The sequence below is a fragment of the Mesorhizobium sp. WSM4807 genome, assembly GCF_055811615.1.
In genome coordinates this window covers 175715-202539 of record NZ_JBVVQY010000002.1, presented here as the reverse complement: position 1 = coordinate 202539, position 26825 = coordinate 175715, and the positions used below count along the sequence as shown (strand labels likewise).

The 26825-nt window shown below is 58.3% G+C and carries 24 protein-coding genes, 1 tRNA gene and 2 pseudogenes; 9 read left to right on the top strand and 18 right to left on the bottom strand.

The window, feature by feature from the left end; translation table 11 throughout:
• Position 1: 1 nt before the first annotated feature.
• From AC0L3N_RS03300 to AC0L3N_RS03260, 9 genes are all read right to left on the bottom strand, one after another.
• On the bottom strand, positions 2-1444 hold the full coding sequence (locus AC0L3N_RS03300) for a lipopolysaccharide biosynthesis protein (protein ID WP_473545567.1): 1443 nt from the start codon (positions 1442-1444) through the stop codon (positions 2-4).
• A gap of 478 nt (positions 1445-1922) precedes the next feature.
• Positions 1923-2531 (bottom strand): DapH/DapD/GlmU-related protein, encoded by a 609-nt coding sequence (locus AC0L3N_RS03295; protein ID WP_473545566.1) that lies wholly within the window; start codon positions 2529-2531, stop codon positions 1923-1925.
• Positions 2528-3694, bottom strand: coding sequence for a glycosyltransferase family 4 protein (locus AC0L3N_RS03290; protein ID WP_473545564.1), 1167 nt, complete (start codon positions 3692-3694; stop codon positions 2528-2530). The genes AC0L3N_RS03295 and AC0L3N_RS03290 overlap by 4 nt, the downstream gene beginning before the upstream one ends.
• 97 nt (positions 3695-3791) lie before the next feature.
• Positions 3792-4409, bottom strand: coding sequence for a hypothetical protein (locus AC0L3N_RS03285; protein WP_473545562.1), 618 nt, complete (start codon positions 4407-4409; stop codon positions 3792-3794).
• A 453-nt stretch (positions 4410-4862) separates the two neighbouring features.
• Positions 4863-5651, bottom strand: coding sequence for a glycosyltransferase family 2 protein (locus AC0L3N_RS03280; protein ID WP_473545560.1), 789 nt, complete (start codon positions 5649-5651; stop codon positions 4863-4865).
• A gap of 21 nt (positions 5652-5672) precedes the next feature.
• Entirely contained in the window at positions 5673-6767 is a 1095-nt protein-coding gene (gene gmd / locus AC0L3N_RS03275) for a GDP-mannose 4,6-dehydratase (protein WP_473545558.1), read from the bottom strand.
• A 149-nt stretch (positions 6768-6916) separates the two neighbouring features.
• Positions 6917-8215 (bottom strand): sugar transferase, encoded by a 1299-nt coding sequence (locus AC0L3N_RS03270; protein ID WP_473545556.1) that lies wholly within the window; start codon positions 8213-8215, stop codon positions 6917-6919.
• Between the two features lie 146 nt (positions 8216-8361).
• Positions 8362-8925 carry a transcription termination/antitermination protein NusG gene (nusG, locus tag AC0L3N_RS03265; protein WP_473545555.1) on the bottom strand — a complete coding sequence of 188 codons (564 nt, stop codon included), beginning with the start codon at positions 8923-8925 and terminating at the stop codon, positions 8362-8364.
• Between the two features lie 425 nt (positions 8926-9350).
• Positions 9351-9935 (bottom strand): biotin transporter BioY, encoded by a 585-nt coding sequence (locus tag AC0L3N_RS03260; protein WP_473545553.1) that lies wholly within the window; start codon positions 9933-9935, stop codon positions 9351-9353.
• Positions 9936-10178: 243 nt separating this feature from the next.
• Here AC0L3N_RS03260 and AC0L3N_RS03255 point away from each other — a divergent pair, with 243 nt between their 5' ends.
• Both AC0L3N_RS03255 and AC0L3N_RS03250 read left to right on the top strand, forming a co-directional pair.
• Entirely contained in the window at positions 10179-11087 is a 909-nt protein-coding gene (locus AC0L3N_RS03255; protein WP_473545551.1) for an MBL fold metallo-hydrolase, read from the top strand.
• An 8-nt stretch (positions 11088-11095) separates the two neighbouring features.
• Positions 11096-11302, top strand: coding sequence for a hypothetical protein (locus AC0L3N_RS03250; RefSeq protein WP_473545549.1), 207 nt, complete (start codon positions 11096-11098; stop codon positions 11300-11302).
• Positions 11303-11370: 68 nt separating this feature from the next.
• Here AC0L3N_RS03250 and AC0L3N_RS03245 read toward each other — a convergent pair whose 3' ends face one another.
• From AC0L3N_RS03245 to AC0L3N_RS03225, 5 genes are read right to left on the bottom strand one after another with little or no spacing between them, the layout of a single operon-like run.
• Positions 11371-12279 carry a phosphorylase family protein gene (locus AC0L3N_RS03245; protein WP_473545548.1) on the bottom strand — a complete coding sequence of 303 codons (909 nt, stop codon included), beginning with the start codon at positions 12277-12279 and terminating at the stop codon, positions 11371-11373.
• 14 nt (positions 12280-12293) lie between these two features.
• Positions 12294-13085 (bottom strand): ABC transporter permease, encoded by a 792-nt coding sequence (locus AC0L3N_RS03240; RefSeq protein WP_473545546.1) that lies wholly within the window; start codon positions 13083-13085, stop codon positions 12294-12296.
• A complete protein-coding gene (locus AC0L3N_RS03235; protein WP_473545544.1) occupies positions 13078-13965 on the bottom strand; it encodes an ABC transporter permease in 888 nt (295 codons plus the stop codon). Before AC0L3N_RS03235 ends, AC0L3N_RS03240 begins: the two co-directional genes overlap by 8 nt.
• Positions 13962-14999 carry an ABC transporter ATP-binding protein gene (locus AC0L3N_RS03230; protein WP_473545542.1) on the bottom strand — a complete coding sequence of 346 codons (1038 nt, stop codon included), beginning with the start codon at positions 14997-14999 and terminating at the stop codon, positions 13962-13964. Before AC0L3N_RS03230 ends, AC0L3N_RS03235 begins: the two co-directional genes overlap by 4 nt.
• Positions 15000-15026: 27 nt before the next feature.
• Positions 15027-16172, bottom strand: a complete 1146-nt coding sequence (locus tag AC0L3N_RS03225; protein ID WP_473545540.1) for an ABC transporter substrate-binding protein — start codon at positions 16170-16172, stop codon at positions 15027-15029.
• Between the two features lie 42 nt (positions 16173-16214).
• On the opposite strand from AC0L3N_RS03225, the gene AC0L3N_RS03220 reads away from it, so the two are divergent.
• Positions 16215-17264 carry a LacI family DNA-binding transcriptional regulator gene (locus tag AC0L3N_RS03220; RefSeq protein ID WP_473545538.1) on the top strand — a complete coding sequence of 350 codons (1050 nt, stop codon included), beginning with the start codon at positions 16215-16217 and terminating at the stop codon, positions 17262-17264.
• A 104-nt stretch (positions 17265-17368) separates the two neighbouring features.
• Here the strand turns inward: AC0L3N_RS03220 and AC0L3N_RS03215 are convergent, their stop codons facing one another.
• Entirely contained in the window at positions 17369-18154 is a 786-nt protein-coding gene (locus tag AC0L3N_RS03215; RefSeq protein ID WP_473545847.1) for a DUF1499 domain-containing protein, read from the bottom strand.
• 76 nt (positions 18155-18230) lie between these two features.
• A complete protein-coding gene (locus AC0L3N_RS03210) occupies positions 18231-19859 on the bottom strand; it encodes a fatty-acid--CoA ligase (protein ID WP_473545536.1) in 1629 nt (542 codons plus the stop codon).
• Positions 19860-20038: 179 nt separating this feature from the next.
• Between AC0L3N_RS03210 and AC0L3N_RS03205 the strand changes: the two genes are divergently transcribed.
• Together AC0L3N_RS03205 and AC0L3N_RS03200 are read left to right on the top strand one after the other, a co-directional pair.
• The gene (locus AC0L3N_RS03205; RefSeq protein ID WP_473545845.1) at positions 20039-20395 is read left to right on the top strand and encodes a hypothetical protein; all 357 of its coding nucleotides are present in this window, start codon (positions 20039-20041) and stop codon (positions 20393-20395) included.
• Between the two features lie 281 nt (positions 20396-20676).
• The gene (locus AC0L3N_RS03200; protein ID WP_473545535.1) at positions 20677-21066 is read left to right on the top strand and encodes a DUF427 domain-containing protein; all 390 of its coding nucleotides are present in this window, start codon (positions 20677-20679) and stop codon (positions 21064-21066) included.
• 67 nt (positions 21067-21133) lie between these two features.
• Here the strand turns inward: AC0L3N_RS03200 and ppdK are convergent, their stop codons facing one another.
• On the bottom strand, positions 21134-23812 hold the full coding sequence (ppdK, locus tag AC0L3N_RS03195; protein WP_473545533.1) for a pyruvate, phosphate dikinase: 2679 nt from the start codon (positions 23810-23812) through the stop codon (positions 21134-21136).
• A gap of 212 nt (positions 23813-24024) precedes the next feature.
• Here ppdK and AC0L3N_RS03190 point away from each other — a divergent pair.
• From AC0L3N_RS03190 to AC0L3N_RS03180, 3 genes and pseudogenes are all read left to right on the top strand, one after another.
• A pseudogene (locus tag AC0L3N_RS03190) lies at positions 24025-24117 on the top strand (VOC family protein); the annotation flags it as partial.
• A 109-nt stretch (positions 24118-24226) separates the two neighbouring features.
• Positions 24227-24472: pseudogene (locus AC0L3N_RS03185) on the top strand (VOC family protein); the annotation flags it as partial.
• Positions 24473-24615: 143 nt separating this feature from the next.
• Positions 24616-24690, top strand: a tRNA-Gln gene (locus AC0L3N_RS03180).
• 590 nt (positions 24691-25280) lie between these two features.
• On the opposite strand, the gene AC0L3N_RS03175 is transcribed toward AC0L3N_RS03180, so the two are convergent.
• Complete coding sequence (locus AC0L3N_RS03175) at positions 25281-25730, bottom strand: hypothetical protein (RefSeq protein ID WP_473545531.1); 450 nt, start codon at positions 25728-25730, stop codon at positions 25281-25283.
• A gap of 161 nt (positions 25731-25891) precedes the next feature.
• On the opposite strand from AC0L3N_RS03175, the gene AC0L3N_RS03170 reads away from it, so the two are divergent.
• Positions 25892-26806 (top strand): hypothetical protein, encoded by a 915-nt coding sequence (locus AC0L3N_RS03170; RefSeq protein ID WP_473545529.1) that lies wholly within the window; start codon positions 25892-25894, stop codon positions 26804-26806.
• Positions 26807-26825 lie beyond the last annotated feature (19 nt).

The window sequence follows — 26825 nt, the reverse complement described above, 5'->3', positions numbered from 1 at the left end:
TTTAGCCTCTATTTCTTGAAAGCAACGGGATAACGCGCAAGACAAGGCTTCTATGGTGGGGGCTGACGATGCAAACTAAGCCAACCAACACGCAATAGAGCCCGGCAACGATCGGGAACTTCACGAACACAAAGCTAATCGCGTCAACAGGCGATTCAGAAACGCTCGAACTGCTCCAGTATGGTGGCAACCAAAGTACGGTTGTAGATACAATTCCGGCTACCACAATAGGAAATACCGTCTTCGAGATGTCTCCCATGGATACGGGAGCCTTTCTTGACGCGTACCAAAACGATGGCAGCGCCAGGACGTAGATGACGACAGAATAGGCAAGAGCAACACCCGAAGCGCCGCCGGACAATCCAATGGTAAACGCGGCTAAAATCACCGTTGTCGCAAATATTGACCAATAAAACATCCGGTTTGTTTGACCTAGAGAAATATAAATCCACCCCATTGCCGACAGGGGGGTTGAGACGAATATCGACAACGAGAGGTAATTCAAAATCTCAGATGAAGCGGCCCAAGAGGGGCCAAGCAACAACGTGACCAGTGGCGCGGCAAGTACATACAACGATGCGCCAACGGCCGATCCAATGATTGTGACAAGCGCCAGCATATCAAGAAAGGCTTTTCTCCATTGGCTGGCCTCGGTTTGTAGTCGCGACAGAGCCGGTATGAAGGCCGTTGTAAGGGGACCATTCACAAGTGAAATAGGCAGCATGAAAATCGAATAGGCGCGCGTATAGAAGCCTAGCTGAGCGCTTCCCAGATAATAGCCGATCAGAATATTGTCGGCCTGGCGGTGAAAATAATTGATGGCATTGAAAGCACTGAAATTACCGCCGAAATTTATGGCCGACCGGGTGCCCTTCCAATTGCCGACGCGGCTCGGGCGCCAGGACGACAGCAACCATTGCCCAAGCGTGCCCAAAAGTGCCGTGGTGAGCGTAGCGATCGCGAGCGACCAGTAGTTGAAGTCCCAGCCCCATGCCATTGCAATACCGACAGCGAATCCACACAAGAGACTGCCAAGATTCACACCGTGCAGCGACATCCAACGCATGTTGCGAATCAATAGCGCCTTGTGCTGCGCACCGGCCGCAGTGATCGGGATGGCGAGCGCAAGAACTAGGACAAGGTAAAAAACGCGAGGATCATTGAAAGACCAAGCAGCGAGCGGCGCCATCAGCCACGCCACCACCAGGAGAACCAAACCGGCGGCGAGATTGAGGATCAGCAACGCACTGACGGTGTCCTGATCAAGCTTCTTGCTGTGGATAGTTGCCATAGACAGACCGACGTCGGCAAAAACGCCGACGAATGCGGTGACAGTCGTCGCCATGGCTACGAGGCCGAAATCATCGGGATCGAGCAGGCGCGCCATCACTGCCATGTAGCCGAGTTGCATGAGGAGAATCAAAACCTGCGCGCCAATGGCCATGATCCCACCGGATGCCGTGCGTCTCCCGAGATCGCGCGTCAGATGCTCACTGCTTAGCACCGAGCCTCTTGATGTGTCAGAACGACCGGACGGAGCTTTCGTCACAATAGCATTCCACCGCGCTCTTGTCGGTTGATCACAGGGCCACGCACGTAGCTATTTGGCACCTGTCGCGATCTTCGGCGCGAGCTCTTTCCAACGTCGTGAAATGCCATGCTAGACGCTATCCAACGCCCAAAATCACTCCAACGGCACCCACCTTGAACCTCCTCCCCCCACACTACACCGGCTAACTTGGAAACGACGGCACAGCACGCCTCGACGCGCGAGCAGAACCAGCTACCCAGCACGGCGCTGACCGGCGGCATCGCAACTTCGGGCCCCAGATGTCGCGCGGCGAATATTATGACCAGAAGGCCCAGAACCCGGGCAATGACGGTGTTGGCCGTCATCCAGGCGCCATCGAGGAAATAAGTCGTCATTCAATCGACGCGACATGCGTGGGTGCCAGGAACCGTATGACCTTGCAAGGCACGCCGGCGGCCAGGCAATCCGGCGGAATGTCGGAAGTGACGACGCTTCCCGCCGCGATGACGGAGCGCGCACCAATCCTCACCCCTTTCAAAACGGCAACGCCTGCACCCAGCCAAACATCATCTTCAATAACTACTGGCGCAGTATTGCATGGTCTTCCCTCGCGTCGCGCCATAAAATCTATTGGATGGAAGTCTGTATCATAAATCCTGCAATTCGCGCCGATAAGCACATGGTTTCCGATCGTGATCGATTCGGAGCAAAATATTGCTGCTCCTGAGATGCCGGTATTGTCACCAATCGTCAGTGTTGCTCCCTGTCCGGCCACCATCTGTGTTGGATGATTGATACCAGCTCGATTAAAACGTGAGCTGTTTACGATTGTGACGTTTTCACCAATAAGGATTTGACCGCGCGCGCTTAATCCTAGCGGACCAAGTACCACAAAGCCTTTTGGGAAAGTGACTCCGCGGATGCACAGTTGCACGCGAGCTCTCAGGGACCAGTAGAAGCGGCTTATCGCGTTATACAGATATCCAATTCGTATGATCATTTATTCTCTAGCAGTTTGTCATACACGGACATCGTTTTTTCGATACCTGTCTTACTGCAGAAGTTTACCTTAGCGAATTCTAGAGAAGCTCGCCCCATTTCACTTCGCTTATCATTGTTACATAAATCGTTAACAGCAGACACAAAGGTGTTTGGCTTTTCCCAGCTGAACACTGTGCCAGTGTGACCGTCCTTTACCAGTTCTACCAAGTGTGGAACATCGGAGACCAAGCCCGGTTTGCCCAATGCAGCGCCTTCGAATACACTTCTCGCACTGTGGGGCTCAGTGAACGGAGCGATGATGACATCGGAAGCCAACATCAAGGGGACCGGATCTTCTGCGAAATCGACTGCTACACATCGGGCGCTCCGTCCTGCAGCTTCGTACGCAGCCAAAGCGTAGCCGGTCTTGCTTTTTGGGAATCCGGCAACAACAAATCGAGCAGACGGATGCAACTTTTGCGCGTTCGCATCGATCAACCTCACTAACTCTAAGGGGCCATTTGACGGAGCAACACGAGCCAAGAATAGGAAAACGACATCGTCAGCATCCCAAGCCTGCATGCGCCTATATTTTTCACCCGATTCAGGATCGGAATGAAACGCTTCGTCGTCGACGAAATTGTATACAACTGTCCCATCTACATCTTCGCTTCCGAGCGTCCGCAAACCAGCTTCGTCAATGCTAATAAAGGCATTCACGTGCCTTCTATTAAGACTGGCCAGCGCCCGACCCCACCTATTGGAGAGCAGAGGCTCGCGTACATGAGCGATCACTGGCAATTTTGGCGACGCCATGTGCGCCCCCGCGGCGGCGGCTACTAGACAGGTTGAATTCAGATGCACCAGATCGGGACGAACATCATTAACTAAACGCTTCGCACACCTTACAGTGAGTGGATACGAAGCGATCGCATAGGCACGATCTTTTAATGCGTCATTGCGGGCTACTGAGGAGCCATTGAACGGCCGTATATCTCTTTCTTCGAGGACCTCGGCACCAGCTTCGCGAAATAAGGCCCTTACCGCACCATTACCCTCCCGCCTAGGCATAGCTACGATTGGCTGGAATCGCGCGCGATCAAGCCCCCGGATGAGCAAGGAAAGGCTACGTGGCGCCCCACCCAAGCCCGTCGCATGATGAAAATACAACACTTTCTTCACTATCGGATACACTCGGAACCGACCATACTTTCGAACCATGCCTTGCAGGCACCCGAAACTGACTGCCAGCTGTATTTGATGGATGTGTGCCTGCGGGTCAAAGGACCGCACGGATTTTCTGAATAAAATCGGACCGCCAGCTACCGACGATTTCGCCCAGCCGAACCGCTTTGTCGGATTGATTATCCACCACCTCGTTGGGTCGATTGGCTGCTGCGGCTGCAATATGGGCGGCAGCGTCATGGGTATCGCCGTAAATTAAACACACCGGCGCAACTGCACCTTCCTGCGCATATTTCTCAAGAAACGCGCCCTTACGGATGATAGGACGTGTACCCAATTGGACGCTGCGTCCGAATATGCCGGATGCCTGGTCGTAGTCCGGCTCGTAGCAGCACCAGGCAAAATCGCAGGTTTTGTACAGGCTTAGAAGTTCGTCGTCCGAAACGAACCGGTCGACCACCATTCCGCCGGCAGAAATCAGGCGAGCGCAGTCCCCGCCAGAGGCCGGATCGACGCGCCCGACAGCCACCACAAAAACATCTTTCGCGAGATCTGGATGGTCGGAGAGAATGTTGACTAGGAATTCGAAGCCCTTCACCTTTCTTACGCTGCCCAGGAAACACAAAATGGCGCGCCCGCCGGCTGCGGCCAGCACGTCGCGTGACAGTTGGCTAGTTTCGGTAAGCGCCGCGCCGTCATGCATGTCCCACATCTGAGGGTCGTGTACCCACCCGTGCGCGACCTGGGCAAATCGACGATCAAATTTGAACGGCAGAATCGTAAAGAGCGACAGGTGAGGCAAATGCCGCAAGCACCGGAAAGTCCATCTTTTGAGGCGGTAAACGAGCCGTCCGCTCTCGAAGCATTTGGACGGCCTGAGAAAAAGCCCAACCGTCCGCCGTCCAATCAACGATCTTGCCAACGCAACTGCTATAAAACCAGCGTAGTCATCGTCTATGGTGCCAAACAGGAGGTGGCGGGCCCTAACAAGGTCAAGCCACAGTCGAGGCCCAATGCGTCCCGTTACCGGGACGAGGCCAAATAGGCCGGCAAAGAGATCCTGATAGAATTGGCGGTGGCCGCTGGACGCAGACACGTGAACGTAGTTGCGCTTCACCTCTGGGCCGACCTTCGAGGCCTGGATATCACCTACCGAAGCCACGATTCAGCGTACTCCATGCCGGCTTTGCTTCGCGGTTCCGGCACTGTCGATGCCGAAAAACTGCCCCAGCTTGCGCATTGGCTTCGCAACAAGCGCGTAGTCGATTGGACCGGAGCGCAGCCATTGGCGTCGCGACCGCAGGGCCTCAAAATTGTGCCCGATATAGGAGCCGAGGCTCCGTGTGCTGGCCCCGCCAACCATCATATCTACCAACACATGGTTGGTGGTAGCGGACCCGAATCCATGAAGCTCAACCGCTCTCAGCATCCAATCGTAATCCGATGCCACTTTGAGACTGAGGTCGAACGTGCCGACCGTCTCCGCCACCTTCCGCCTGACATAAAACGTTGGATGGGCCGGCATCCAACCAGTCCGGAAACCCTTGGCGGGTCTGGGGGCGGCACGCCATCGCCGGATGACCCGCTTGCTGAAATGATTTTCAACAAAATCCAGATCGCCATGCACGATGTCGGCCTGTTCGAGTTCTGCCGAAATTCGCGTCAGCACAGTATGGTCATGGAAACAATCGTCGGAATTCAGCACGCCCACCGCGTCTCCAGTATAGAGGCGCAGCCCCTTGTTGAGCGCATCATACATTCCGCTGTCGGGCTCGCTGATCAGCCGGATCTGGTCCGGTGGGTAGGACCGGACAATTGACAACGTCTCGTCCGACGAATTGCCGTCGACGATCACCAGTTCTTTGTCCTGATGATCCTGGGCAAAAAAGCTATCGATCGTATGCCTGATTGTCGCCGCGGAGTTCCAACAGACGGTCAAGACCGAGATTTTCATGTCGACCCGGCCCAACGTTGCTTACTGTGCCGCAACGCGAATGCGGTCCTCGTCCAGGCGACGGTGCTCGGATTCCCGTCTTACCGTTTCGAGATCGGACTGAACCATTTCCTGGACCATCGCATCGAGCGAGGTTGTTGCCTTCCACCCGAGAACGCGCTCCGCTTTCGAAGGATCGCCGATCAGCAGCTCAACTTCGGTCGGCCTGAAATAGCGCGGATCCACCTCGATCAGGACAGCGCCTGATTTTGCATCGACGCCTTTTTCGTCGATACCGGAACCGACCCACTCGATCTCGATGCCGACCTCGCTGAATGCAAGCTCGACAAAGCGGCGGACCGAATGCTTTATGCCGGTTGCAAGGACGTAGTCGTCCGGCACTTCATGCTGAAGGATTCTCCACATGCCTTCGACGTAGTCGCGTGCATGGCCCCAATCCCGTTCAGCCGACAGATTGCCGAGGTAGAGCTTGTCCTGAAGGCCGAGGCTGATTGCAGCCGCCGCGCGCGTGATCTTGCGGGTGACGAACGTCTCGCCGCGCATCGGGCTTTCGTGATTGAACAGGATGCCGTTGGACGCATGGATATCGTAAGCTTCGCGGTAATTCACGGTGATCCAGTAGGCATAAATCTTTGCCGCCGCATATGGCGACCGAGGATAGAAAGGCGTCGTCTCCCGTTGCGGGATCTCCTGCACCTTGCCGTAGAGCTCGGAAGTCGACGCCTGGTAAAAGCGCGCCTTTTTTGTCAGGCCAAGCAGCCGGATGGCTTCGAGGAGACGCAATGTGCCGATCGCGTCGGCGTTCGCGGTATATTCCGCGGTCTCGAAGCTCACCTGGACATGCGATTGTGCGGCGAGATTGTAGATCTCGTCCGGCTGCACCTCCTGGACGATACGGATCAGGTTGGTGGCGTCGGTCATGTCGCCATAATGCAGCGACAGCCTTACGTCCTTCTCATGCGGGTCCTGGTAGAGATTATCGATGCGACCGGTGTTGAACGACGAGGAACGCCGCTTGATGCCATGGACGTCATAACCCTTTGCCAAGAGAAGTTCCGCCAGATAGGCGCCATCCTGGCCGGTGATGCCGGTAATGAGGGCGGTCTTCCTAGTCATAGTGCTTCTCCGAGGTCGATACGACGATATTTCTCAACGCTAGTCAGCGTGGGTTTAATGCCCATTTCAAAAAGCTGGTGGCTATCCCAACGTTGTGAGATTCGAGCGCGGCGGCTTGGCTACACCGGCTACCGATCTTTGCCGCATTGTCAACGCGCGCCAAATCCTGTCAGCATGGTTCGGATGGTACGAAACACAATCAGCACGTCGAGCCAAGGCGAAAAATTCTTGATGTAGTAGAAGTCGTAGTGGAGTTTTTCCAGAACGTCGCCCACGGCCGCAACGTGGCCCTGGTTGACTTGAGCCCAACCGGTAATGCCAGGCCGCACGATGTGGCGGTACCGATAGAATGGCAGCTCCGCCTCATACCACTTGGAGAGTACGAGTGCCTCCGGGCGCGGTCCGATCCAGCTCATTTCGCCGCGCAGGATGTTGAAGGCTTGCGGCAATTCATCGATCCTGGATTTTCTCAAGAACTGCCCAAGGCGTGTAATGCGCGCATCGCCGGCCTTTGTGATGGCCTCTTCCTTTTCATCGACAACCGCGGCGCCGAGTTTCATCGTCCGAAATTTGTAAACCTCGTAGATCTTTCCTCTGTACCCCATTCTTTTTTGCTTGAATAAGGCCGGACCAGCTGAGTCAAATTTTATCGCTGCCGCTACGAACAAGAGCAATGGTGAAAAACCAACAAGAATAACTAGTGCCGCAATCCAGTCAGCCGCCTGTTTGATCTTTAAATATGCCTGGTTAGGGTTCAGAGATCCCAAGGTATTTTCGGAAAGATGTTGTATTTCCACTCGGCCTGTAAGCGATTCGCTGATTTGTTTGACATGGTAGACCGGCGTTCCCGAGAGCGCGCGATCGGCAATATACCGTTCCCATTCATCCGAAAGATCGGCTCGAAGATCGGCCACCACACCGCTGGCATGTTCGACAATCGTCTCGGGCGACTGAATCCGGTGCCAACTGACGCCTGGTATGCTTTGCAGCCTATCGACATCTCCACCGGGGATTACTGCCAACCGGTATGGGTCGAGCCGTCGCGTGGCCAAGCTCAGACCAAAATACCACAATGTCGACTGAAAGAGACTCGCCGCGGCCTGGAAGCGGCTATAGTCGAACCTGAAAAAGAAGATGGCCATGAATACGAGGCCGTAAGTCAGGGCGAAGGTGGGCAGGATGTAACCAGCTGCCGCCACACCCGGAAAATTGCCGATGCGCTTGTAAAGCAGGTAACCCGACGTGTGAGCCATGAAGGCAGCAAGAATCGTAGCTTGCATGTTCGTTGACCAGATTACTTGTTGATCGAACGACATGCGGACCATCGCGGGGACCAGGATCGCGAACGTCAATCCGCCAAGCAGCTGAAAGCGCATCCGAAGCAGAAGATGCCTCTGGCTGGGCAGTTTGATAGTGGAGGTGTTCAAATTCGTGAAGCCATTAACCAATTTAACTGATCATCCGCGAAGGCAACCAACAGCTCTGCATTGCCACGTCTACCGGCATGCTTCGGCTCCAATAATGGCTACCGCACTCCCGGGTGAAACCCGAGAGCCGACTTTGCAGCAGCTTGCATCGCATAACCGAGCGTCAATTATGCGATCGCGACGAGTTCCCTTGAATCCATGTCAACAGGGATCTCGCCATTCATGATGGCAACCAGGACCCGGGCCCTTCCGGCTGGATCGAGCCGGTCAAGGCGACCGATCATCTCCGCGAAAGGACCTGAAAGAATCCGAACCGATGCGCCCGCAGCGAGGCCTCCGCTGAAATCAAGCAGGCCATCCCTGCCAGTCAGGGCAATGAACCGCTCCACCAGCCCCGACGGGACCGGCAATGGCCGTTCGCCCTGCATGATGAGTGAGCGCACACCGAACGTTCCATTGACCGAGCGCCACCGCTGCAGCGCGACATCGAGGGCGATGAACATGTAACCTGGAAAATAGGCCGCCGGACGCGTCTCGATGCGCCGGGCATGACGTGTGGTCTTCTCGCAGCGAGGCGTAAACGGGTGAAACCCCTGTATCCGGAGATGCCGCTCGGCGACGTCTTCTTTTCCCGGAAATACGCTGGCGGCATACCAGCGTGCTGCGGCGCCGGTTGCGGGCCGTTGCGACAATACAGTCGCCTTAACAGTTGTTTTTTCCGGGCTGGTCACGCGTCTCGCTCTCGGCGGTTCTCGGCATGGTTGACGGCAAGCGTTACGACAGCGCGAAGATACCAGCAAGCAACCATGTCGCGAGAATCGATGCGGTTGGTCGAATCCTGTTAATTGTCCACTACTTTAGCTGCGCCTAATAGTCATCGCGCCGCTTCTTTCTTAGCTATCCAGCAGCGGTATCGATCAATTGCGTCGATATGTAGCTGCCTGGTTACGCTGACTCGCGACGAACCGCTGGCTCTTCTGGTCCTTAATCGGTCGATTTGAACATAGTGTGACGTTATCGTTAGCAAAGCGTTACCGACCGCTTGGCGGTGGCCTGCTTTGACGAGAAGTCTCGACGGGCCGTCGCTGAAACGGGACCATTCCACGATCTGTGGTTGCGTGGACTCGATCAGTGCCGCCGATCTGTCGACCAGGGTTCAGGGGCGTTTGAGCAGCGACCAGACGGCTGGCACAAGGCTCGCCGCCAGGCCGACCTTGATCAGGTCGCCGACGATGAAGGGCAGGACGCCGAACTGCCATGACTTTTCCGGGCCGATGAGCAGTGCCAGCCAGGCAAAGCCCATCGCCATCATGACGATTTCGGCAACCAGCATCGCGTTGAAGAGCTTGATCGGATGGCGATCCCAACCGCGATCGGCGGCCCAGCCGACGATTGCCGCCATGACCACGAAGCCGGCAAGATAGCCGCCGGTCGAGCCGAGCATGTAAGCGATGCCGATGCCCTTTTCCGGCGTGCCCTGGAAGACCGGCAAGCCCATGGCGCCCTCCGCCATGTAGAGAAGCAGCGTGGCGATGCCGAGGCGCATGCCGAATGCTGCGGCGATCAGACAGACGGCCAGGGTCTGCATCGAGATGTCGACCGGTCCGAGCAGAACTCTGGTCTTGGCCGACAAGGTCAGCACCAGCGTTCCAACGATCGCCAGCAGAAGCTGCGTCGCCAGGCGGGCCGCGCCCTTTTCAGGCAGAGCGAGAGTAACAAGCGGCGTCGTTGCAATTGCCATGGTCTTCCTCATTTCCGGACTGCCGCAGATCGCGGCCTTGCGTTTTCCTATATTGGCTTCCGTGTTATGCGGCAATCGGTTTTGCCGTCTCTAAAGCGCGTCGCGTTTGACCGGCCTCATGCGACGCGGCTTTAGGTTGTTGTTTATGCATGTCGTTATCGCAAAACCGCTGCACACTCGGGTCAGGCCCGAGGGCATGCTTTTGCGCGACATGCATTGGAACAGAGCTGAACGACATTCGCCATGGCGCTGAAATTCGACACAGACTTCGACCCGTCCTATGGCCAGGGCGTGGCCGTTGCGCCCGACGTGCTCCGGATTACCGCGGAAAATCCCAGCCCGTTCACATTTTACGGCACCAACAGCTATATCGTCGGACGCAAGACGCTGGCGGTGATCGATCCGGGGCCGGATGACGATGCGCATCTCAAGACACTGCTCGAGGTGATCGGAGACAGGCCGGTCAGCCACATTTTCGTCAGCCACACGCATCGCGACCATTCTCCGCTGGCAGCGCGGCTGAAGCAGCACACCGGCGCAATCGTCCTGGCCGAAGGTCCACATCGGCCGGCGAGGCCGCTGCGCATAGGCGAGGTCAATCCGCTCGACGCCAGCGCCGACACCGCCTTCAATCCGGATATCGCGCTTGCCGACGATACGGTGATCGACGGCGACGGCTGGGCGATCAGAACGGTACTGACGCCGGGCCATTGCGCCAATCACGCGGCTTTTGCGCTGGAAGGAACCGGTATCCTGTTCTCGGCCGATCACGTCATGGCTTGGGCGACCTCCATCGTCGCGCCGCCGGACGGCGCCATGGCCGACTATATGGCCTCGCTGGATCGGCTGATCGAGCGCGACGATCGCCTGCTGCTGCCCGGCCATGGCGGGCCGGTGACCGCGCCGCGCAGCTTCATGCGCGAGTTGAAGACGCATCGCAGGATGCGCGAACAAGCGATCCTGGAGCGGATCAGAAGCGGAGACCGGACGATCAAGGAGATGGTCGCGGCGATCTACAGGGATACCGATCCGCGCCTGCACGGCGCGGCCGGCTTGTCGGTGCTTGCCCATCTCGAGGACCTGGTGGCTCGCGGCCTCATCACCACCGACGGCGAGCCGGCGATCGACGGCATATTCAGGCCGCCTGGCTAAGAGACCGTTTGGAACTCTACTCTGGCGGCCATCTGATGGCGTTTTCTGCGCTTCCGGTGCTCACGGACCAGCGCATGACCCCGGAAACCGATTTCGGTTTCCCGGAAAGGATCATGCGCAAATGCAAAGTGTTAGAGCGTCCTTTGCGCGTCCAATTGGACGCGCAGCGCTCTAATGTCCGCTGCGCGCCGGTTCTCGAAACCACCACCATATGACTCGCCAGAGCGAATTTCGAAACAGTCTCTAAGATCCAGCCACGAACTCACACTACGCTCCTGAAAGCTCAGAACCGGCTGGAACGCTCTTCTGGTTGAGGCGACTTCAGACCCTGGCAAGAGCATTGCGGATTGGCCGGAAGTCGTGCGGCGGTCTCCAGCGCAACCCGCGAGGCTGTCATGGAGAGATTGGGCAGCACGTCCTCCTGCAGCAATTTCCGGCGATTGCGGTCCATATAGTCGTTGAAGCCCGCCGTGACGAACGCACAGGGCACGAAGCAAGCGCCGATCTCGCGCGCCAAGGTGGCCTCAGGGGCGATGGAATGGTTGAGCACATCCGCCCCCATGCCGCGATACGCCAAAGCCTCGGCTGGGGTTGTCAGTCGCGGCCCATAACAATGGGCAGCCACCAACTGCTGTTCGATGCCATGAACGCGGCATTCGGCCGGCCAATGACGGCGGGCCGTTTCGACCAGAACCGCCGCACATCTTGGACATACGATCTGCTTGCCCGAACAGTCAAAACTCTGGCGGTCCGGAAGCAGTGAAAACGGGGTCTGCGTCAGTTCAATGATATCGGCGGTCACCACCATGTCGCCGGGCTGGATCGCCTTGTTGACGGCGCCAACGGTCGAGCAGGCGAGAACTTGCCGTACACCCGCCCGCATCAATACCCAGAACGCGCGGCGATGGCAGGAATGGTCGATATGATCGCGGGGGTTGCCGTGCGAATACATGCACAGCGCCCGCTTCGCTCTCCCTTCGGCTGTAATCGAGGCATCGAACTCGAGCAACTTCCAGTTGTCGCTGCGACCGAAAGGCGTTTCAAAACTCATGTCGCGCCGCAACGTGCGCACGCCATCGAATTCGACATCTTCCGGGAAGGCAAGCCCCCAGTTTGCCGACCCGGTGATGATGGCCAACCCTACCTGAGGTATATCCGTCATATCGTCGGCTGCGTGATGATTGGCAGGCATGCTTTCAGTCTCGGTCAGGATTTTTGGCGAAGGGCTACGATCAGAACGACGACCACAACAATAGCGGTCCACAATGTCGAGATCGCTGCAATGGTCGGGTCGATCTGATCGCGCAGCGACACGAACATGAGCTTCGGCATCGTGCTGTTGCGACCACTTGCGACGAAGATCGAAATCACAGACTCGTCGAGCGACGTCAGGAAGGCCATCAATGTCGCCGACAACAGACTGATCCGAAGTTGCGGAACGATTATTCCGCCAATAGCTCTGGCCCAGTTCGCACCGAGGCTACGCGCCGCCTGAACCTGGTTCCAGTCGAAGCGAGCCAGGGCGGGCAACAACACAATGCACGCCACCGGAACGGCCAGCACCACATGCCCGACCAGCACACCGAACAAGGTTCCAACCAGACGTTGTGCCGCCAGCACAAAAAAGAGGCCGATCGCAAGCAGGATTCCCGGGGTGATCGAGGGGGTGAGCAGGACGCTCTGGATGGCCGCAGCAGTCTTCCCGCCCAGCCGATTCATCGAGATGCAGGCGAGCAGCGCAAAAGGTACCGCGATCAGCGCCGTCAATGTCCCAAGGATCAGGCTCGTCCTGAGTGCAGCCATCCACGTCGCCGAGCCGAAGAAGTTCTCGTACCAACGCAACGAGAAGGCGTGCGGCGGAAACTCGAGAAGATTCGACGCCGAGAAGGAAAGCGGCACCACCACGAGCGTCGGCAACATCAGAAATGCCATGACAAGAGCGGCAAAGCCCCAGAGGACCATGCGGGCCAGCCTGTTGTGCGGATAGGCTTCAAGCATGGGGGGCACCCACTGTGTTCTGGGCCAGCAGGCGCCGTGCCGCCAGCAACATCACACCGATCAACGCCATCACAACGAGGAGCAGAATGCCCAGGACGCTCGCCGACCCCCAATCCTGAAAGGTCGATAGCGTACGCTCGATCCGGGTAGAGAGAGGATTTACCTTGCCGCCGCCAAGCACCGCCGGCGTGATGAAAAAACCTATGGAATAGATGAGAACGATGATCGAACCCGAGAAGATGCCGCCCGCCGAAAGTGGCATTATGACTGTGCGGATCACCTGCCCGAGTGTGGCTCCCATGCTCGCTGCCGCGCGAATGAGGTTTTGGTCGATATCGCGCATCGCGGCATAAACGGGCAGCAGAAAGAGCGGCAGCATGTAGTGAACCATGCCGATCAGCGTTCCGGTGAAGTTATAGACCAGCGGCAAAGGCTCCGCCGTCAGGCCCGAACCTGTCAAAGCCGCGTTGATCAGGCCATCACGCCGCAAGAGCACGAGCCAGCCATAGGTGCGCACCAGGATAGCGGTCCACAACGGCAGCATGACGAAGGCCATCAGTACGTTGGCCACCCTTGGTCTGACGCTGGCCAGAGCGAGTGCCAGCGGGGTGCCTAGAAGAATGCAGATCGCCAGCGTGCCGAGGGACAGTTCAAGGGTTGTGACGAGCGCCGACCATGTCAGTCCGCTCGAAAGCACTTTCGCGTAGTTGCCAACAGTGTACTCACCCCCTGTGGTCAGGAAAGATTGTCGGATGATCCAAAGGATGGGCAGTATCGCCGCCAGTCCAACGATGAACAGCGCCGGGAGCGAAAGCGAAAGGAAGAACCGCCGCTCGCGTCGCGCATCTGCGGCGAGCACAGGATCCACAGTGACGGTCACGCTGTCGCTCCCGGTATCGCGTGAACCTTCGCTGCTGGTGCATATGCGGTCATCCGCTGGCCGGCGGCAAGCTCGGCGCAGCCGCCGGCCAACGCTGATGGAATGCAGACAAGAACCTCTTGCCCACCGTCGAGCGCGAGCGTCAAAAGCCAGTTTTCGCCGCGAAACGCCTTGGCGCGCAGTATCCCTTCGAGCGCCACTCCGTCTTGCCCGACGAGCTTCGCATCAAGATGGAGGCTTTCCGCGCGGATCATCAAAGTCTCGCGTGACGCTTCGGCGCCATCGATCCTGCGCGCCGAGCCTGGAGCCACAATGTTAGCCTCGCCCATGAACTCCGCGACGAAGCGAGTCGATGGACGATCATAAATCCGCTGCGGCGTATCGATCTGCTGGATGCGGCCGGCGTTCATCACCGCAATCCGGTCAGACATAATCAGCGCTTCGCGCTGGTCATGGGTCACGTAGATTGTGGTGATCCCCAGATCGTCGTGCAGACGCCGGATCTCGTACTGCATGGTTTCGCGCAGATTCTTGTCGAGCGCCGACAGCGGTTCGTCCATCAGCATCACGCGTGGTTCGAAGACGATAGCCCGCGCCAATGCCACCCGTTGGCGCTGGCCGCCGGACAGTGCGGCAACATTGCGCTCCGCCAGACCGTCCAGCTTCACGCGGGCCAGGGTGGCAAGCGCCCGCTGACGCGCCTCCGCCCTCGGCGTCTTGCGCAGCGCCAGCGGATACGTGACATTCGCCAGGACATTCATGTGGGGAAACAAGGCGTAATTCTGGAATACGATGCCGATGTCCCGTTTGTTGGGCGCCAGGCGAGTGATGTCGCGATCGCCCAACAAGAGCTTACCGGAATCCGGCCGGACAAAACCGGCCAGAGCCATGAGTAACGTGGTCTTGCCCGATCCCGATGGCCCGAGCAGGGTGAGGAATTCGCCAGCTTGAATGTCGAGCGAAACATCATCCAGCGCGACGTAGGTCCCGTAAGCCTTGCTAACGCTGTCGATGGTGATCGGGAGCGACTTCATCATCTGCTCCAGCCCTACAGCTGAGACTCAGCGGGCCATCATCTCATCGAAGGCTTTTTGGGCAGCCTCGCCGTTCTTGACCCACCATTCTGAATTCGAAAACACCGAAGTGCCGGCATTTTCGGGCGCGGTCGCAAGCGTCTTCAGGCGATCCTCGGGAATCAGGCCACCTTCATATGCCGCAGGGTTGACCGGGCCGTAGGCGATGAAATCGGTCAGTTTCGCAACACGCGCGGGCTGCGTCATCGCTGCGATGAGCTTCATCGCGGCTTCCTTGTTCGGCGCTCCCTTCGGCACCCCAAGGCAGTCCGTGCCGATAACCGAACCCTTGAACGTGTAGTCGGCAGCACCCCCGTCTGCTTTCACGGTTTGGGCCCGTCCGTTCCAGGTAACGACCAGATCCGCCTCACCGTCCTTCAGCAACTGCGCGGACTGAGCTCCCGAGGTCCACCACACGGCGACATTTGGCTTGATTGCTTCAAGCCGCTTGATGGCGCGCTCCAGACCTTCCGGCGTGCTGAGCACGGAATAGACGTCCGCCGGCGCTACGCCATCGGAGAGAAGCGCGATCTCGATCGAGTCTTGCGCATTGGCGCGCAACGCGCGGCGGCCCGAGAATTTGGCAACGTCCCAGAATTCCGCCCAGGTCTTCGGCGGGTTCTCGCCATAGGTCTTGGTGTTCCACGACATGACGGTGCCATAGGAATCGAACGGATAGCAGTAGTCGGACTTTGCGCCGTCCGGCACGGATTTGGGATCGATGATCTTGTAGTCGAGCGGCTCCAGCAGCGATTGAGCGGCCGCCTGGGCGCCTTCCGGTGAGCCCAGGTGAATGACGTCGGTGGTGACCGCACCCGAGGTGACCTGCATCTTCAAGGCGGCCAGGCCGTCGCTTAGCGTCTCCTCGAGGACATCATAGCCAAGCTCTTTTGCAGCAAGGCCCCACATGGCCTCTTTCATAGCGTTGCCATAATCGCCACCTGCGGTCGTTATGGTGACTGTTTGCGCATGGACGGGCAAGGCAGCCGAGATTGCGAATGCTGTTAAGGAAATGCGTAGCCAGGACATAGGTTCTCCTCCCCAACTTTTATCAAATGTTGCTCGAAATGGCCATATTTTTGTAATCGTAACGTTACGATTGCATCTGATTGGGCCAGAGTCAAGCTGCTTCATATGGGCGTTTGGATTGACCGGGATGCCGAATCCGGTAACGTTATGGCGGTCAGCAAACCAGCCGGCGCTTTCGCAAATGAAGTCGGGCGAACAATGGCCAATCTAAAGCAGATCGCGGCGGAACTTTCCCTCTCGGTGACCACGGTGTCCCGCGCTCTGAAGGATGGGCCGGAAGTGCAGCCCTCGACCATAGCCCGCGTCAAGGAGGCGGCTAAGCGGGTCGGCTATCTACCAAATCATTATGGTCGTGCGCTCAAAACCGGTCGAACGCTGACGCTGACGGCCGTACTCCCGATGGAGACACGAGACCATCTGTCCGATCTGTTGAAGCTTCCTTTAATCGAAGGCATGACGCTGGCGGCGCGGCAAGCCGGTTATAGTCTGTCCATCTATTCCACCACTCCCGACGATGATCCCGTCGAGAGTGTGCAGCGGCAACTTCAGGCGCGCAGCACAGACGGACTGATCATCACGCGCTTGGTGTCGGGTGATCCGCGCGTCAAGCTGCTGCTGGACAAACGCATGCCATTCGTCGCGTTTGGAAGAACCGACCTGGATACCGCGTATCCGTATGTCGATGTCGACAATGAACAGATTGCCTACGAGGCAACCCGACGGCTCATGGATAAGGGCTGTCGACGCATTGCACTGCAACTTCTGGTTCCGGAGGATCAGGCAAGTGCCATGCGTCTTTCCGGCTATGGAAGGGCAATGGCCGAGGCCGGTATTCCGATCGACCAATCGCTGATCGGTCATGGCATGTTCACCATGGAATCGAGCGCAGCCTGGTTCGATCGCTTGCTGGCTTGTTCAGATCCGCCGACAGGCCTGGCATGCGCCAACGAACTGGGCCTTCTAGGGGCGTTACACGCTCTTGGCAGAAGAGGTCTTGTGCCGGGGAGCGACGTCCACATTGTCACTCGTGACAGCACGCGGCTGGCACGCTTCCTGCCGGCAAAGATCGGAATTCATTCCGTGGATATGGCGGGTGTCGGACGCAAACTTATCGAAGTCCTGGAGAACCGGATCATCAATCCGCTTGGGCCGGTGGAGACAATGTTGCTCAAGGGTGAATTCGACCCTGGCGAATAGTCTGCCCGCGGACCGAAGGGAATAGACCCGGCAACCTCTGATTGTATCAGCCGCATTTTCTGTGGCGCCGAGCGATACCGCTTGGCCGTAAAATGCTCTGGACATCACTCGGCCGGGGCCGTGCCGACCTGGCCGGCGACTTCCTGATCCAGCTCGGTGAGGAAATCCACGATGCGGGCCGCATTGTCGCCAAGGTCGTAGCGGCCATAACGGGAGGCCGAACGCATATCGACAATGACTGCATCGCCATCGTCGGTCACACGGATGGCGACGTCGGCGGGAAGGCTGAGGAGGAAGCTCTTGGCCAGGGCGTTGATCGTCACCTCGCTTTGCCCGATCGCACGGGGAAACGGCGCCGTTAGCTGCCAATCCCGACGGTCGAGCACGGTTGCGACTGCTTCCAGGACCCGATCGAAAGGCAGATTGTAGCTGCGTCCGGTGACAAGCGGATAGGTCTCGGTCTGCAGGCGCTGCTCGCCCGGGGTCGGTGGCGAAAGCGCGTTCATATCCCCGGTCCGGGTGCTGGTGTCGAGCATCGGCGGATCGTCGAAATCCGTCGAGATGTCCCTGAGCGGCGGAGAAGTCGCTGCCCAGTAGGCAGCGATACCAAAGGGAGCAAGCACAAGCAGCGCCAGCAACGTGCCGACGGTGAGATCGCGACCGCCACGGTCGCCGAAATTCCAAAATCTCGAAAAGGCAAATCCGGCGAACAGCAGCGCAAAGGCGGCAAGCAGAGCGACAATGCCGAGCACCCAAAGGAAAGCCGGCGTTTCAACAAGCTCGTATCGGTGGCCGACGAGAACGGTCAGCAGCAGGACCGCCGAAAAAGCGCCTGCCCGCCGCGACCAGCCGGCCGCCTTCGACGTCTGTCGCTCGGGATTTTCCTTTATTTTCAGCACTGCTCCACCCCGAACGGGCGCGTTGAGCCGTTTAGCGGCGGCTTTAAGGCGAAAGACGTCATCTCCGTCAATCCGTCGGCAGACGATAGTCCCTGAACTGCTGGCGCAAGGTGGTCTTCTGGATCTTGCCGGTAGCGGTGTGGGGAATTTCGCCGACGAAGGCGACGTCATCCGGCATCCACCACTTCGCCACCTTGCCGTCCATGAAAGCGAGGATATCCGTCTTGGTCGGCTCCCGGCCCGGCTTGCGGACGACGACAAGCAACGGCCGTTCGCCCCATTTCGAATGTTGGATGCCGATAGCGGCCGCCTCCGCCACATCGGGATGACCGACCGCGAGGTTCTCGAGCTCGATGGTCGAAATCCATTCGCCGCCCGATTTGATGACGTCCTTGGCGCGATCGGTGATCTGCATATAGCCGCTCGGGTCGATATGGGCGACATCACCGGTATCGAACCAGCCTTCCTCATCGAACTGTTCGGATCCGACGCCGCCATAATAGGCGCGCGCGACAGCCGGTCCGCGCACCTTCAAGCGTCCGAATGTCTTGCCGTCCCACGGCTGCTCCTCGTTGTCATCGTCCGTCACCTTCATTTCAACGCCGAAAGGCGGATAGCCCTGCTTGCCCTGGACGTCGAGCCTGGCTTCGCCTTCAAGCCCGGCATAGCCCGGCTTCAAGGTGCACAAGGTGCCGAGCGGCGACATTTCGGTCATGCCCCATGCATGGATGACCTCAACATCGTAATTGTCCTGGAACTTCGTCGTGATCGCGCGCGGGCAGGATGAGCCGCCGATGACGACCTTCTTCAGATAGGGAAGTTCCTTGCCGGTCTCCTCCAGATGCTGGAGCAGCATCAGCCACACTGTCGGCACGGCGGCGCTGAACGTCACCTTTTCGGTGTCGAGCAATTCGTAGATCGAGGCGCCGTCCATCTTGCAGCCAGGCATGACCAGCTTGGCGCCGATCATCGGCGCGCTCTGGCCAAGGCCCCAGGCGTTGGCGTGGAACATCGGCACGACAGGCAGTATGGTGTCGCGCGACGAGAGGCCCATCGCGTCGGGCATCGCCGCTATCATGGCGTGCAGCACGTTCGAGCGATGGCTATAGAGGACGCCTTTCGGATCGCCTGTCGTGCCCGAGGTGTAGCACATGCCGGCGGCGGTATTTTCATCGAACGTCTTCCAGGTGAAGGCGCCGTCGGCTTCGCCAAGCCATTCTTCGTAGGCAACGGCATTCGGCAGCGCCGTCTGCGGCATGTGCGCCCTGTCGGTCAGCACGATCACCTGCTTGAGCGATTTGACCGCGCCGGCGATCTTTTCAAGCAGCGGCATGAATGTCAGATCGACAAAGATCGCCTTATCCTCGGCATCGTTCATGATCCAGACGATCTGCTCGGGAAACAGGCGCGGATTAAGCGTGTGATAGATCGCACCGACACCCATGATGCCGTACCAGGCTTCGATGTGGCGCGCCGTATTCCAGGCCAATGTGGCGATGCGGTCGCCAAGGCCAAAGCCATCCCGCTCCAGCCGCTCGGCGACCTGCAAGGCGCGGCGATGAATTTCCGCGTAAGTGGTCCGGACGATCGGGCCCTCGATCGAGCGCGATACGATCTCGCGTTCGCCGTGCTGCCTGGCTGCGTTGTCGATGAGCTTGTGGCAAAGCAGCGGCCATTCCTGCATCAGTCCGAGCATGCTTCTCCTCCCATTGGTTTTCGTTCCATTGTGGGACGAACAAGCGGATTGTCCAGCCATGACCGGGCAGAAGCAGCGCATTGTTCGAAAAGTCAGGGAAAACCGCCACAATCCGGCCATCGTCGGCGTTAACTTTGATTAATGGGCAGGGGTGTGATTGGCGAATGAAAGAGGTTCGCATGGACGCGCAGCTCGACGACAAAACTCTCGAAGATTCGCTTGCCGAAAGCCTGGCCGATTTGGTGCCGGACGCCAAAACCGTTTCCGAGGACGAATTTGTCGAAGTTGTCGGCGGCGCCCTTGAGGCGGTTGGCGGCACGCTGCTGTTCAAGATGTGCGTTCAGAACGAAGGCGAAGGCCAGCACGTTGCCGCGGCATGCGTCGGCGACGGCGGCAACCGCCAGTTCCTGCTTCTTACCTTGCCGACCGGTGGTGGTGCGCTCAAGGTCGAAACCGCGTCGCGAAGCACCAATCCGGTCGCCGGTATCGCCGCCGCCTATGCCGGGCTGATGGACGCGTTTCAGGCTGCCGCCTGATTGGTCATCGGCAGGGCCGATTTGACGAGAGACCTGGCAACGCCAAAGGCGATTGTTTTTCGAGCCCGCTTCGACGGCGGCCTTGCGTGGCGCGCACGCCCGACACACCTTAGAGACCGTTTGGAAACTCTACTCTGGCGGCCATCTGATGGCGTTTTCTGCGCTTCCGGTGCTCACGGACCCAAATGTCCGCTGCGCGCCGGTTCTCGAAACCACCACCACATGACTCGCCAGAGCGAATTTCGAAACAGTCTCTTAGGTCGACGCAAGGAGAACCCGTCATGGACCAGATCGCCAATCCGTCACCCGGCTTTCAACGCAACCCGGGTAAAGTGATCACTGTCGAGCCCTACATCGGAACTGTGACCGTACGCGCTGGCGACGCGGTCATTGCCTCGTCCACGAGGGCCAAGGTGTTGACCGAATCCCCCTACCCCCGGGTCTTCTACATTCCATTCGAAGACATCAATTTCGATCAGCTACGCAAGACGGAACTGTCGACCCACTGCCCTTACAAGGGCGATGCGAGCTATTGGAGCGTGCTGCCCGCCGCGGAAGCAGGCAAGAATGCGATGTGGGCGTATGAGCAGCCTTTCGACGAGATGATCGAAATCCGCGATCACGGCGCGTTCTATCCCAACAAGGTGACGATCGAAGCCAAACCAGCCTGAGAGGGACGGCTCGAGACCTGTCCTGCCGATCAGTCGGTGATGCGGTCATGGCCGACATCGTGCCCCCTTACCTGCGGCCATTCTTTGCAGGCTGTACCGCCGCCTGCGCGGCAGCCAGCCTGGCGATCGGCACGCGGTAGGGCGAGCACGACACGTAGTCGAGGCCGACCTCCTCGCAGAAATGGATCGACGCCGGGTCGCCGCCATGTTCGCCGCAAATGCCGAGCTTGATCTCCGGCCGCGTTGCCCGGCCTTTTTCGGCCGCCATCCGCACCAGTTGGCCGACGCCCTCGATGTCGAGCGACACGAACGGATCCTGCTCGATGATGCCCTTTTGGCGGTAGGTCTCCAGGAACGAGGCCGCATCGTCGCGTGAGATGCCGAAGGTGGTCTGGGTCAGATCATTGGTGCCGAAAGAGAAGAATTCGGCGGCCTCGGCGATGACATGAGCGCGGATCGCGGCGCGCGGCAGTTCGATCATGGTGCCGGTAAGATAGGTGATCTTGACGCCGGTTTCCTCCATCACGCTCTTGGCGACGGCGTCGATCCGCGCCTTGACATAGTCGAGCTCCTTCACCAGACCGACCAGCGGCACCATGATTTCCGGAACCACCAGCGCGCCGGCCTTTCTGCCGGCTTCGACGGCCGCCTCGAAAATGGCGCGCGCCTGCATCTCGGCGATTTCGGGATAGGAAACCGCAAGCCGGCAGCCGCGATGGCCAAGCATCGGGTTGAACTCGTGCAGGGCCTCGGTGCGCTGCCTGAGCTTGTCGGGCGACACGTCCATGGCGGCGGCGACTTCGGCCACCTCTTCCTCGGTCTTGGGCAGGAATTCATGCAGCGGCGGATCGAGCAAGCGGATCGTCACCGGCAGGCCGGCCATGATCTCGAACAGTTCGAGAAAATCCGAGCGCTGCATGGGCAAGAGTTTTGCGAGCGCCGTTCGCCGGCCCTTTTCGGTGTCGGCCAGGATCATCTCGCGCATGGCAACGATACGGTCGCCCTCGAAGAACATGTGCTCGGTGCGGCAAAGCCCGATACCTTCGGCGCCGAAGGAACGCGCCATGCGCGCGTCGAGCGGCGTTTCGGCATTGGTGCGCACCTTCATGCGGCGCACGGCATCGGCCCATTCCATGATGGCGGCGAAATCGCCCGAGAGCTCCGGCTGCAGCATCGGAACGGCGCCTTTCAGCACCTGGCCGTTACCGCCGTCGATGGTGATGATGTCGCCCTTGCGGAACGTCGATCCCATCGCCATCAGGGTGCCGGCTCTGTAGTCGACGCGCAGCGAGCCCGCGCCCGACACACAGGGCTTGCCCATGCCGCGCGCCACCACCGCGGCGTGGCTGGTCATGCCGCCACGCGTGGTCAGGATGCCTTCCGCCGCATGCATGCCGTGGATGTCCTCGGGACTGGTCTCGATGCGCACGAGAATCGCCTTGCGGCCTTGCGTCTTGAGCTCCTCGGCGTCATTGGAGGAAAAGACGATCTCGCCGGTGGCAGCCCCCGGAGATGCGGGCAGGCCGATGCCGATCACATCGCGCGCCGCCGTCGGATCGATGGTCGGATGCAGCAACTGGTCGAGCGAGGCCGGATCGATGCGGGCGACGGCCTCCTCCTTTGAAATGAGCTTGTCCCGCGCCATCTCGACGGCGATTTTGAGCGCCGCCTTGGCGGTACGCTTGCCGGACCTCGTCTGCAGCATCCACAATTTGCCGCGCTCGATGGTGAATTCGAGATCCTGCATATCGCGGTAGTGCTTTTCCAGACGGTCGGAGATGGTGACGAAAGACTGGAAGGCATCCGGCATCAGCTTCTGCAGCGAAGGCTTGTCGGAGCCGGCGGCGATGCGCGCCGCCTCGGTGATGTTTTGCGGCGTGCGGATGCCGGCTACGACATCCTCGCCCTGCGCATTCACCAGGAACTCGCCATAGAGCATCTTTTCGCCGGTCGACGGGTTGCGGGTGAAGGCGACACCGGTGGCCGAAGTCTCACCCATATTGCCGAAGACCATGGCCTGGACGTTGACCGCGGTGCCCCAGCTTTCGGGAATGTCGTGCAGGCGCCGATAGGTGATGGCGCGGTTGTTCATCCAGCTCGAAAAGACGGCGCCGATTGCGCCCCAGAGCTGCTCGTTCGGATCTTGCGGAAACGGCTTGCCGAGTTCCTCCTCGACCTTGGCCTTGTAGAGTGCGATCACGCCCTGCCATTCGATGGCCGTCAGTTCGGTGTCGAGTTCATGGCCGAGCCCGCCTTTCTGGTCCTCGAGGATTTCCTCGAACACCTCATGGTCGAGGCCCATGACGACATCGGAATACATCTGGATGAAACGCCGGTAACTGTCATAGGCAAAGCGCGCATCGCCTGAATCGGCGGCCAGCGCCTCGACCGTCTCGTCGTTCAGACCGAGATTGAGCACGGTGTCCATCATGCCGGGCATCGAGGCGCGGCCACCGGAACGCACCGACACCAAAAGCAGTTTCGAGGGATCGCCGAAACGGCGCCCGGTCAGCCGGCCGACATGGTCAAGCGCAACCGCGACGTCCGCCTCCAGCGAGGCCGGGTAAGTGCGGCCGTTGGCGTAGTAGGCGTTGCAGACCTCGGTGGTGATGGTGAACCCCGGAGGCACGGGCAGGCCCAGGCTGCACATTTCGGCCAGATTGGCGCCCTTGCCGCCCAGGAGGTTCCTATCGCCGGCACGGCCTTCCGCAGCGCCGTCGCCAAAGGTGTAGACCCATTTGGTCATGCTTGCTCTCCGGTTGCAGGAGATTGAAAAGATTGACGAAGCCGAAGTTCCATCGTGTCCCTACACGAGCGATATGATGCTGCAGTGCGAAAGGCAAGGCGTCGGCAAAGCCAGCCGGCTTCTACAATCGATTAAGAAAAAGCGATGCCAAAAAGACTTGCGGCTCCGATGGCAATTTAAGTAGAACATAACAGGAACCAAGGGGTAACGCCATGAGACTGACCGGAAAACTCGATTATCTGGAAATGCCGGCAACTGGTGGAACGCTGGATATGCTCAAGGCTTTCTACAGCGCCGCCTTTTCCTAAAGCGCGTCGCGTTCGACCGACCTCACGCGACTCGCTTTAGGTTGTTGTTTTATGCATGTCGTTATCGGAAAACCGCTGCACACTTTTGCGCGACATGCATTAGGCGTTCACCGACTACGGGCCGACCTATTCGGCGTTTTCAGAAGGTCTTGACGGAGGCTTCCAGGCTGATGCCGGCGAAGCGCCCGCCAAGCCGCTTCCCGTGCTTTACTCCGAGCACCTGGAAGAAACCCTGGGCGCCGTCGAAAATGCCGGCGGCACGATCGTCAAGCCGATCTTCTCATTCCCTGGTGGCAGGCGGTTCCATTTCATCGATCCGGCCGGCAATGAAATGGCCGTCTGGGGTGAATAGCGACAGAGTTCCCCATCCAGGACGATGATGGACGGACCGAAACGCTGGCTACGGTCCAGTTTCACATAGCGCTATTCTCGGCATTGAGCTTTCCGTCGGCTCGTCCTATAAGGCCGCGCGCGCAACGGGCATGTTCCCGTTGCTGGGGCGTAGCCAAGTGGTAAGGCATCGGTTTTTGGTACCGACAATCCCAGGTTCGAATCCTGGCGCCCCAGCCACGCTTCTTTTTTGCTGATTTTTCAACCGCTTAGATAACATTAGAGAACGCTAAGTGTTACAGCCAAGCGGATGATCCACGTGGCACGCTGCGGGGATGCGCCGGACGACTCTGGTCTCTAGCACAAATCTGGCTTATTAATCGCGGGCCTATCTGCCGGGGTCGGAAGCAATGTTGAAGCCGTTTCATGTCGAGAACGTCAAATCAAAGAAAGTTCAAACGATCCTCGCTTACGACGCAGTAGACGCAGCTTGCTCTGCATACTTGAATGAGCCAAATAACGGAACATCTTTTAACGTGACCGATTCTGAATACAATTATAGCAGAATTGAATTCGAAGACCTATCCCATAGTAGTGAATTCGTTTCATCTCTCTCCAAGGAGGTAAATGACATTTGCGACGTGATAGACGATTTGGAAGAAATGGAAGGTTATCCCGACCCAAGTGCACTTAGATGGTTGGTCGGATCGAAATCTAAGCTGATTAAGGTGCTCGAATCTATCAGAGTCACGTCCACCAAAGACGAGTAAGCCTCTTTGCATGCGCAACTTCTACAACATCACGACCAGCCAAGACGCTATTCGCGAGGATCACGGCGTCATCAAACGATAAGCCGCGAGCGACGACGCCAGGATACAAAGCACCGACAGGACGCCCGCACCGATGCCGGTCCAATGGGTCCAGTTAATCCATCGGTTTGTGCCATCATCGAAATTCGGCCAATGCTCATCATCGTAGATCATGCCGGGGTTCACGGCTTCATAGATGCGAGCGTGAAAGCTCCAATTCGCCCAAACCAGAAAGCCGCACAGAAAGGCCAGAAGTAGCCCGGCAATGTGCCACCAGAACACCGAGGGCAGCACCGTCTTAGATAGCCGGTCGCTTTGTGCGAGGAAGGCGACGGCAGCGCCATGCACCAACAAGAGGGATGCTATCAGCCATTTCCCATAATCGGCGTTCAACTGATACGCGTGGCGCTTGCTTTTCTGGTAATCATCATAGGCCAGCTTCCGGACTTCAATAGCTTCTTCACGTGTCATTGGCATGGTTATCCCCCCTGCTCCCGAATCTATGATTGACGCATCGGCGACGTAAAGAAAAGGTCAGGGCGGCAAAGGGGCCGAGTCTATAAACAAACGAGAACGGACAAAGCCCTTTGGCCTATACGCTACTGTGAGAGCCTTGAACCGACGGGGGGGATATGGGGGATTTTTCAGGTAGTCCTAAGTGGAAGTTGGTCAACGACTTCACAATCCATGAAGACAAGCTGCTCAACAGCGGTCGTCCGTTCATGCGGACATGTGTGCCGAAGACGATAGACGTTGAAATCATCTCATTTGAGATAATTAGATTTGTCGAATGGCCGTCGAACTATGGGGCGGCTAAGCCTGATGCCTACGCTGATCGCAGCTACATCAAGTTTTCCGGCGATCTTCATGACAAGATTATTGTATTCAGTATGGAAGGCGGCGAAATCGCATCTTACCGGACTGTGACCGACGCGACGATCAGGCCGCTTCCGCCGGGGCAAATCGGCGGGAAGAACAAGGCGACCGTCTTCGACGGAATAGGTCTCTCAGGGATGTCGTCGAAGGAAGTTCCTGAAGGCGGCTTGATGGAAGATGAGCCGGGAGCGCTCACGTTCCTTTCCGCGTATGAGGAATCGGGAGGCGGCGAGAAGCATGAGGCATCACTGATGGCCTCGCTGTTTCTGGATGAAGACAAGTTCTCAAGGCTGGTGACCGCAATTTCGATCAGCCCTCGCCCCCTGAAGTCCGTGAAACTCTGCATCCTGGCGGAATTGTTCGAGTCTGAAGTGTCGGCGAGTCTTTCCGAACCGTGGATGTCTCACGACTACGGTCTGCTTATGAAGGGTTCCAGCATCGCCAGCGCCAATGCACGGATTGAGTCCATCGCCATTTCGACCGGCGAGATGAAATTGAACGAAGACGACAATGACGAAGACGCAAGTGTGATCGACAAGATGCTAGGGATAGACGGTCAGGAAAAGGCGGGCGTCGCCGCTCATGATCATGGCAAGGCGCTCTTGAAGTATCAGCGCTACACATTTCTGGCTTTGCTGGCGTTGATCCTGATTACTCTGTTCTCACGATAACGAAAAACCCACCGGGTGA